This is a genomic window from Nocardia sp. NPDC051570 (assembly GCF_044454005.1).
In the GTDB taxonomy this organism is placed as follows: Bacteria; Actinomycetota; Actinomycetes; order Mycobacteriales; family Mycobacteriaceae; genus Nocardia.
Genome location: NZ_JBITDI010000026.1, coordinates 59,283 through 68,758, shown reverse-complemented (window position 1 = coordinate 68,758; position 9,476 = coordinate 59,283). Strand labels below are relative to the sequence as shown.

The following is a 9,476-nucleotide window of genomic DNA, read 5'->3' as shown; positions in this document are numbered from 1 at the left end:
TCCGCGTGAGGAGAGCCCCATGGTCCACGTATTCGATCTCGCCAGCACCGACGCCGCCCTCGGCGACCGCGCCTTCACCGCCGCGCACGACGCCCTGCAGCACCGGATGCTCGCCCAGCTCGACCAGGTGACCCGTCGTTCGACCGCCCCGCGAACCGGCCGGTATCCCTTCGTGTCACGCGTGCTCGAGATGCGTGGTGAGCGAGGCAGATTCGAGCCTCCCGCCTCGATCACCGCCGAATACGATGTCCCCGCCGATGCCTGGTACGCCCTCGACGGCACCGTCCCCGCCGCCGTCGTCCTCGAGACGACACAATGCCTCGGGCTGCTCCTCGAACATCTCGGCATCGAACCCCAACCCGGACACGAGCTTCGACTGCTGTCCGCCGACACGATCTTCCACGACCGGACACCGCGCACGGGGCAGACGATCCGCGTCCGGCTCGAGGTGGACCGGTTGGAAACCCTCGATTCCGGTGCGCGGGTGCACTTCTCGCACCGCTGCTATCTGGGTGACCGGCTGATCGCCGAAATGCCGCAGGCCTGCGCGGGATTCGGCGACCCTGACGAAGTACTGTCCGGGAGCGAGTACTTCGGCACCCAGCGAGGGCACCGGCGACGCCACCCGAAGGACCCGACCAAGTTCAAGCCGCTCGAGCGCACCGATCGGGAGTGCGTCACCACCGACGACATCGATCTGCTCACCCGGGGTGAACTCGCGGCGGTCTTCGGACGGTACTGGGACCAGCGGGCCGATGGCTGCAACCCCTCGATCCGCCTCCCCCGCAGCGGGATTCGGACGCTGACCGAGATCACCGACATCGATCGGACCGGCGGATCACGGGGTTTCGGGAAGCTGACCGCGACCGCGGCCCCGAGTTCGCTCGACGTGCCGGGGAACTCGCTGTCGCCCGTCGCGCTGCTCGTCGAGGGCGCGGCGCATGTGCTGCAGGTGTACGCGATGTATGCAGGGCTGCACCTGGTTTTCCCGGACGGGGAATTCCAGCCGGCGTTCGACGTACCCACCGGGATGCACCTGCTCGCGCCGCTGCCCACGGCGGCGCGGACGATCACCTACGGGGCCGATGTCTGCGACATCACCCTGATCCCGCGCCCGACCGTGGTCGCCGACGTCACGGTCTACGCCGACGGCGCCCCGATCATCCGGCTCACCGATCTCGCGGTCCAGGTCCGGGAGAAGCCCGGCACCGCGATCGGAATAGGCGCCGACGGCGTCATGCCGTTCCTGGGCCGCCGCAACCATGACGGCGAAGCGACCTACGCCAACGAATTCCACCTCGCCCTCGCGGGGGCCGGTGATTTCACCCAGGCCATCGGCAGCGAGTTCAGCGAAGTCCTGGGCGTGGGCAAGCATATGCCCCGGACACCGGGCGGTGACTATCAGCGGATCGACCGGATCCAGAGCGTCGACGGGAAGCCCGGTGAATTCGCCGAAGGCGTCACGCTGGTCACCGAATACGATTCGTCGCCGGACTGGTGGTACTACCACCACAACTCCACCCCGACGATGCCGAACTTCGTCTACATGGAGATCGCACTCCAATCCTCGCTGCTGCTCGGCTATTACATGGGTGGAGCCTTCCTGTTCCCCGAGGACGATCTGTACGTCCGCAACCTCGACGGCTACGCCACCTTGACACGACCGGTCGACCTGCGCGGCAAGACCATTCGACAGGAAACGGTCATGCTCACCCGATTGCCCGGTTCCGGTGTGCTGCTGGAGCGATTCGGCTTCCGCCTGTTCGCCGACGGTGAGCTGTTCTACGAAGGACAGACGCTCTACGGCTACTTCCCCGGAGAATGGCTGAAACACCAGAAGGGCATGGACGCCGGGAAGTATCGACCGTCCTGGTTGGAGGAACACCCCGATCCGGCCGGGGCCCACACCGTTGCCCTCCGGTCCGAGGATCGCTGGTTCACCCCGCAACCCGGCACCGGGCTGCGGCTGGCCGGCGGGCGGCTGCGCCTGATCGACGACGTCACCGTGGTACCCGGCGGTGGCGCGCTCGGTCAGGGGTACGTCCATGGCAGCCGGGCGATCGCGGCGAGCGACTGGTACTTCGACGTCCACAACGACCTCGACAAGGTGATGCCGGGAACACTGGGCATCGAATCGCTGACCCAGGCCCTGCAGGTGTATGTGATGGACACCGGCCTCGCCGCCGATATGGGGCCGGTCACCTTCGAGTCGCCGGTGGGCGTGCAGACGCGTTGGAGCTACCGCGGCCAGGTCGAAATCCACGACGGACAGATGACTTTCGAGGTTCACATCAAGGAGATCCGCCGGGAACCGGGACGATTGCTGGTCATCGCCGACGGCAGCGTCTGGAAGCCGGGACTGCGGATCTACCAGGTCAGCGATATCGCGATCGAGGTCCGCTCCCTCGAGGAGTCGACGCGATGACGGTCGAACTCGTCCCCGACGCCACGGCGCACCGGGCGCCCGAGGTCACAGATCCATATGCGGTGCTGAGCCGACTCGAGGTGCCCTGCTATGTCGTCGACAGACCCGGCGGCATCGCGGTGACCGCCGTGGCGCCCGCGGGCACACCCCTCGCCGTCGCGGCGCCGCTGGCGCCGCACACGCTGGGCGCCAGCAGTTTTCGCCACACCCACCGGGTCCGGTACGCCTATATGTCCGGCGCGATGGCGGGCGGCATCGCCTCCGCCGATCTGGTGATCGCGATGGCGAGGGCAGGATGCCTGGGATCGTTCGGCGCCGCCGGGCTTTCCGCAGACCGCATCGACACCGCATTGACCCGGTTCGCCGCCGAGATACCCGGTCTGCCCTACTGCGTGAACCTCATCCACAGCCCCCACGAACCCGCCATGGAAGCGGCCGCGGTCGACCTGCTGCTCCGTCGCGGTGTCGACTGCGTGGAGGCCTCCGCGTTCATGGACCTGACCCCGGCGCTGGTCCGCTACCGGGTGGCGGGGCTGTCCCGGGGATCCGACGGCGCAGTGCGGATCGGCAACCGGGTGATCGCCAAGCTGTCGCGCCCCGAGGTCGCTGCCCGGTTCCTGCGTCCGGCGCCCGAACCGCTCGTCGCCGAACTGCTTGCGCACGGACTCATCACGAGCGAACAGGCCGAACTGGCTCGGCTGATACCGGTCGCCGACGACATCACCGTGGAGGCGGACTCGGGCGGGCACACCGATCGCCGACCGCTGTCGGTGATCATGCCCGCCATCGCGACCCAGCGCGACGCCATGGCCCTCGAGTGGCGATATCCGCACGCGGTGCGGATCGGAGCCGCCGGTGGCCTCGGCACTCCCGCCGCGGTCGCGGCCGCGTTCGCGCTCGGCGCGGACTACGTCGTCACCGGGTCGATCAACCAGGCCTGCGCCGAATCGGGAACATCCGATGCCGCACGGAAACTGTTGCGCCAAGCCCAGATCAGCGATTGCGAGATGGCGCCGTCCTCGGACATGTTCGAACTCGGCGTCGAGGTGCAGGTGTTGAAACGGGGAACCCTGTTCGCGGCCCGGGCCAAGCAGCTGTACCAGCTCTATCGCCGCTATGACGGCATCGACGCGCTGCCCGCCGCGGAGCGCGCCAAACTCGAACAGCAGATTCTGCGCCGGCCGGTGGAGGAGGTCTGGTCGGATGTGGTCACCCACTTCCAGCAGCGCGATCCGGTTCAGGTCGAGCGGGCGGTCGGAAACCCCAAGCGCAGAATGGCTTTGATCTTCCGCTGGTATCTGGGTTTGTCGTCGCGCTGGGCCAGTTCCGGCGACCCCGACCGCCACGCCGACTACCAAATCTGGTGTGGCCCCGCGATGGGCGGGTTCAACGAATGGGCCCGCGGTACCTACCTCGAGCACGATCGCCGGGCCGGGGATGTCGCGATGCAGTTGCTGCGCGGCGCCGCCTACGACTCACGGATCCACCAGCTGACCTTGCAGGGCGTCCGACTGCCGCATTCACTGCGGCACTACCGGCCCGACGCACCGATCGCGGGACCGGAGGGATCATGACCATCGCCAACGAATACGCGAGCACCCGCAGTGCCGCCGTCGCAACCGGATCCCGGCGCCACGCCATCGCGATCATCGCGGCCTGCGCCACCCCGGCGTTCATGGTCGCCCTCGACAACCTCGTCGTGAGCAACGCCCTGGTGGCGATATCACGCAGCCTGCACGCCGACGAAGCACAGCTGCAATGGGTGATCAACGCCTACACGCTGGCCTTCGCGGGATTACTGCTCACCGGCGCCGCACTCGGTGACCGGTACGGACGCCGCCGCATCCTTGTCACCGGAATCATGCTGTTCATGGCAGGATCCGTGCTGTCCGGACTGTCCGACACGGTGCACGTGCTGATCCTCGGCCGAGCGATAGCCGGCGCGGGCGCGGCCCTGGCGACGCCGGTATCGATGACACTTCTCGCCGAATCGGTACCACCGGCCAAACGCAGCGCCTCGATCGGATTGTGGAGCGGCATCACCGGTTTGGGCGTAGCGCTCGGTCCCGTGATCGGCGGTGCCATCACCCAGGGCCTGGCGTGGCAGTGGATCTTCTGGATCAACGTGCCCGTCGGCGCCGTCGCCGTCTGGCTGATCCGGTCGGTGCTGCGCGACAGCCGCGGACCGGACCGCGGCCTGGATATGCCGGGTGTGCTGCTGGGATGTTCGGCCGTCGTGCTCACCGTCTGGGCGATCGTCGAAGGTCACCGATACGGGTGGGGCTCGGGGCGGATCCTCGGCGCATTCGCCGCCGTCGCAGTACTGCTCACGATGTTCGTATTGTGGGAGCGCCGAGCTGTGGATCCCGTGCTGCCGCTGCGTTTCTACCGGATACGGGGTTTCGTACTCAGCAACATGGTGTCGATGACCATGTACTTCGGGCTGTTCGGATCGAACTTCCTGCTGGTGCAATACATGCAGATCGCATTGCGCTACAACCCCTTCGACGCCGGGCTCCGCACGCTGCCGTGGTCGCTGGGACCGATGGTGGCGGCCCCGCTCGCCGGATTGATGACCGACCGGGTCGGCGGCGGACGGCTGATGACGCTCGGACTGACGCTGGACGCGGTGGCCCTGAGTTGGATGGCGCTGATCGGCGGCCCCACCCTCGATTACACCGACGCGATTCCGCCGATGCTGCTCGGCGGAATCGGTATGGGATTGGTATGGGCTCCGGTGAGCGCGCAGGTGCTGTCCTCGGTGCGACCCGAGGAATTCGGCAAGGCCTCCGGCGCCAACAACACCCTGCGGGAAGTGGGTGGCGCACTCGGCATCGCGATCTGCACATCGGTCGTCGCGCACTTCTCCACGCCGATCCGGTCGTTCGCCGACATTGGTCCGTCCTTCACCGATGGCATGCGCCCGGCGATGTGGCTGTCGGCGGGCGTGCTCCTGGCCGGTGCGGCCGCCGGCGCAGCCATCCCCCGACATCGGACGAACGCGGAATCGAGCGGTCCGAGAGGTTCGCATGAACACTGACAACAGGGACGCCATATCCATGGAGCAGCCATGAGAGTGCCGCAGTCGCGGATCGCCCGCTCGGCAATCATTTCCGTGGTGCTCGCCGTTGCCGCGATGTCCGCATCGACGGGCGCGGCGACAGCCGATCCGGTCCCGGTACCGGTGCAGCCGCTGTTGCCCTTCCCGATCCCGCCGATGCCCCCGGAGCTCGACCCGGGCTTCTACAACCCGCCCGCGGACCTGGTGGCCTCGAAGCAGCCCGGTGAGATCATCGCGGCCCGCGAGGTGCACCTGGCCTTCTACTCCGTGCTCCCGATCGACATCGACGCCTGGCAGCTGTCGTTCCGCTCCAACGATCATCTGGATCACCCGATCGCCGCGGTCACGACCGTGATGAAACCGCGCGGCGGACCCGGCGATCAGCCCTGGAACCTGCTGTCGTACCAGTTTCCGATCGATTCCGGCGGCCACTACTGCGCGCCGTCATATCTGCTGCAGCAGGCATCGGTGCCGGGAAACTATCTCGGCCAGCCCGATATTCAGACCGAGTTCCTGTTCACCCTGACCGCGCTGGGCGCCGGATGGGCGGTGAACATGCCCGACTTCGACGGCCCCAACATGGCATTCGGATCGGGTCCGCTGAATGCGCGGATCACCCTGGACAGCATTCGCGCGGCGGAGAACTTCGGGCCCTTGGGCTCGAGCGGGCCCGGGACGAAGACCGCGCTGGCCGGATACTCCGGCGGAACCATCGCGACCGGCAATGCGGCGGAACTGCATGCGTCCTACGCGCCCGAGCTGAACATCGTCGGCGCCGCGGAGGGTGGCATCGCCGCCGATCTGCGCGCCATGGTGCATTCGGCCAACGGCAACCTCGGTTCGGGCCTGTTGTTCGCGGGAGTATTCGGTGCCTCCCGCGAATACCCGGAGCTGGCCGCCTACCTGGATCAGCATATGGGCCCGATACTGCGGGCACTACGACCGGTGAATACCTCGCTGTGTCAGGTGTTTTCGGGACTTGCGCTGCCATTCCTGCCGTACGAGCAGATGTTCGACATTCCCGACCCGTTGCACGGCTCGGTCCCGGACGAGGTCTTCGACGCGGTCCGCATGGGCCATTCGGTGCCGGATATGCCGATGTTCATGTACAACGCCAACCCGGACTGGATCGTCCCCGTCGGACAGGTCAACGACCTGGTGAACACCTACTGCCGCGAGCCTCAGGCCAAGGTGGTGTACACCCGGGACAACTTCAGTGAGCACATCACGCTCCTGTTCTTCGGCATGGCACAGGAATTCATCTGGCTGAAGGACCGTTTCGACGGTGTCCCAGTCGGACCCGGATGCGATCTACGCGACGAGGGATCAATGCTGCTGGATCCCGAGAGCTGGCCCGTCTGGTTACAAGCGGCAGGCTCCCTTCTCGCCGCGGCCGTTCAACAACCCATCGGCCATCACTGACCCTCACCTCACATGACCCCCACCTCACAGGGAGGAAGGCTGCGATGACCACTGTGCGAGAAGCCACCATCGATCTGCTGCGCGCCCATGGGTTCGATACCTGGTTCGGAAATCCCGGTTCCTCGGAACTGAGTCTGCTGCAAGACTTTCCGGCCGATATGCGCTATATCCTCGGCCTGCAGGAAATGGTGCCGGTCGGGATGGCCGATGCCTACGCCCAGATCACCCGCCACCCGGCCCTGGTGAACCTGCACACCGCTCCCGGCGTCGGTAACGCGATGGGCGCGATCTACAACGCGGCCATGAACAAGACCCCGCTGCTGATCACCGCGGGCAACCAGCGTCGCGATATGCAGAACCAGGGCTGCCTGCTCACCAATGCCGACGCCACCATCCTGCCGAAACCGTTCGTGAAATGGTCGGCCGAACCCGCCACCGCAGGCGAAGTCCCCGCCGTACTGGCCCACGCCATTCACATCGCCACGACACCACCGCACGGCCCGGTCTTCGTCTCCCTGCCGATGGACGATATGGACGTCGAACTCGATCAACGACGACTCGCCGACATCGCCGTGCTGCGGGATCGCGGCGTCGTCCACGGCGGATACCTGTCGGAATCGACCATCAACGCTCTCGCGGCACGCTTGGACGCCGCGAGATCCCCGGTACTGATCGTCGGCGGTGACGTCGAGCGGTTCGGGGCCCGCGACGCCGCAGTGGCGTTGGCCGAGCGCACCGGCTCGGTCGTGTGGACCGCACCGTTCCCCGGACTGTCCGGGTTCCCCGAGAACCACCCGAACTATCGCGGGATGCTGCCTCCCGGCGCGGGCTGGATCTCCCAGGTATTGGCCGGCCACGACCTGATCGTCGTCATCGGCGCACCCGTGTTCCGGTACTACCCCCACATCGAGGGCCCCTACCTGCCCGACGGCGCCTCGCTGATCCACCTCACCAACGACCCCGACGAAGCCGCCCGCGCACCGATGGGACAGGCATTCGTCACCGATATCCTCTCCGCCACAGCGGCGTTGGCGAAAGCGGTCAGCCTCACCTACCACCCGATGCCCCCGGCACGTCCGGCCCCCACCGAACTCGTCTCCACCGCAGCGCCATTGACTCCGCAGGCCCTGTGGGCCGCCGCCCGCCGCGCGGCACCCGCCGACACCCTCTGGGTCACCGAGGCCGCCACCCATGAAACCGCGATTCTCGACGCGATCCGCCCCGAACCGGCGTTCTCGCATCTGAGCGCTGCCGGTGGCGGGCTCGGCTTCGGGGCCGCCGCCGCGGTCGGCGCCCAACTCGCCGCCCCACATCGGCCGGTGATCTGCGCGATCGGTGACGGCGCGATCCACTACGCCATCACCGCACTGTGGACCGCGGCACGCTACAAGATCCCGGTCACCTTCGTCGTCGCGTCCAACACCGAATACGGCATCCTCAAACAATTCGGGCAACTCGAGAACACCCCCGGCGTGCCCGGCCTGGACCTGCCCGGCCTCGACATCGTCGCCACCGCAACCAGTTACGGCGTCGACGCCCACCACGCGTCGAGCACCGACGAGGTTACCGAACTCCTACGCGCCGGTATCGCCGACCGCGACCGCCCCACCCTGATCAACGCGCCCTCGGCCACCGTGGGCGGTCGGCAACTGCCGACGTAGGTCTGGAGAACAGCGAAAAACCCGAAGGGAACATTATGCGCAGAACTGTCTCGAACGCCTGCCTGGCCGTCATATCATTTCTCGTATTCGCCTGGGTCGCTGCCCCTTCGGCGGTCGCCGACCCCGATCTCATCCCGCCACCACCGGGCGCCGACGACTGGTCCTGCCGCCCCGGTTCCGAACATCCACACCCCGTTGTCTTGGCGCACGGCACGTTCGAAAATCGCCTGGACAATTGGGTTGCGATGTCGCCTGCTCTGGCACAGGCCGGCTATTGCGTATTCGCGCTCGATTACGGCAGAACAGTGGGCGGAACCCTGTCCGGCATCGGTCCGATGGCCGCTTCGGCACAAGAGCTCTCCGACTTCGTCGATCGGGTGCTGTCCGCGACCGGAGCACAGCAAGTGGACATCGTGGGTCACTCCCAGGGAGGCGTGCTGCCGCGGTACTACATGAAAAACCTGGGCGGCGCGGACAAGGTGCACACCCTGATCGGCCTGGCCCCGGACAACCACGGAACCACCTGGGGTGCCATCAATCTGCCGATGACCATCGCCCCGCCGATAACCGCCGCCCTGTGCCCGTCCTGCGACGAACAGTTACCCACATCGACATTCATCCAGCAGCTCAACAGCGGCGACATGGTGCTGCCCGATGTCCAGTACACCGTCCTCGCGTCCCGCAGCGACGAGTTCGCCACCCCGTACACGACCGCGTACCTGCCTGCTGAGCCCAACGTCACCAACCTCTTGCTGCAGGACCTCTGCCCGGCAGACTTCACCGAGCACCTGCTGCTCACGTCCGATCCCATAGCAATCCGCGTGGTACTGAACGCACTCGACCCCGAACATGCCGTGACACCGACCTGCGCCGCACCGCAAGTCGGGTCCGCAGGGAGCTGAAAGAC

Annotated in this window: 6 protein-coding genes; all 6 read left to right on the top strand. The window is 66.9% G+C overall.

Going from position 1 to position 9,476, the window contains the following annotated elements:
* Window positions 1-19 precede the first annotated feature (19 nt).
* The 6 genes from ACIA76_RS39630 to ACIA76_RS39605 all read left to right on the top strand — a co-directional run bounded on the left by ACIA76_RS39630 (window position 20) and on the right by ACIA76_RS39605 (window position 9,471).
* Entirely contained in the window at window positions 20-2,425 is a 2,406-nt protein-coding gene (locus ACIA76_RS39630) for a hypothetical protein (protein WP_397160023.1), read from the top strand.
* Window positions 2,422-3,999: a PfaD family polyunsaturated fatty acid/polyketide biosynthesis protein gene (locus tag ACIA76_RS39625; RefSeq protein WP_397160021.1), complete on the top strand. Its 1,578-nt coding sequence runs from the start codon at window positions 2,422-2,424 to the stop codon at window positions 3,997-3,999. Before ACIA76_RS39630 ends, ACIA76_RS39625 begins: the two co-directional genes overlap by 4 nt.
* Window positions 3,996-5,465, top strand: a complete 1,470-nt coding sequence (locus tag ACIA76_RS39620; protein WP_397160019.1) for an MFS transporter — start codon at window positions 3,996-3,998, stop codon at window positions 5,463-5,465. Before ACIA76_RS39625 ends, ACIA76_RS39620 begins: the two co-directional genes overlap by 4 nt.
* 30 nt (window positions 5,466-5,495) lie before the next feature.
* On the top strand, window positions 5,496-6,908 hold the full coding sequence (locus tag ACIA76_RS39615; protein WP_397160017.1) for a lipase family protein: 1,413 nt from the start codon (window positions 5,496-5,498) through the stop codon (window positions 6,906-6,908).
* A gap of 44 nt (window positions 6,909-6,952) precedes the next feature.
* Complete coding sequence (gene mdlC, locus ACIA76_RS39610) at window positions 6,953-8,569, top strand: benzoylformate decarboxylase (RefSeq protein ID WP_397160015.1); 1,617 nt, start codon at window positions 6,953-6,955, stop codon at window positions 8,567-8,569.
* A gap of 200 nt (window positions 8,570-8,769) precedes the next feature.
* Window positions 8,770-9,471 (top strand): esterase/lipase family protein, encoded by a 702-nt coding sequence (locus tag ACIA76_RS39605; protein WP_397160013.1) that lies wholly within the window; start codon window positions 8,770-8,772, stop codon window positions 9,469-9,471.
* Window positions 9,472-9,476: the final 5 nt, after the last annotated feature.

What these genes read in the sequence shown, in the direction of transcription:
- ACIA76_RS39630 (WP_397160023.1), top strand. Translation starts at nt 20, where the DNA reads ATGGTCCACGTATTCGATCTCGCCAGCACCGACGCCGCCCTCGGCGAC.
- ACIA76_RS39625 (WP_397160021.1), top strand. Translation starts at nt 2,422, where the DNA reads ATGACGGTCGAACTCGTCCCCGACGCCACGGCGCACCGGGCGCCCGAG.
- ACIA76_RS39620 (WP_397160019.1), top strand. Translation starts at nt 3,996, where the DNA reads ATGACCATCGCCAACGAATACGCGAGCACCCGCAGTGCCGCCGTCGCA.
- ACIA76_RS39615 (WP_397160017.1), top strand. Translation starts at nt 5,496, where the DNA reads ATGAGAGTGCCGCAGTCGCGGATCGCCCGCTCGGCAATCATTTCCGTG.
- mdlC (WP_397160015.1), top strand. Translation starts at nt 6,953, where the DNA reads ATGACCACTGTGCGAGAAGCCACCATCGATCTGCTGCGCGCCCATGGG.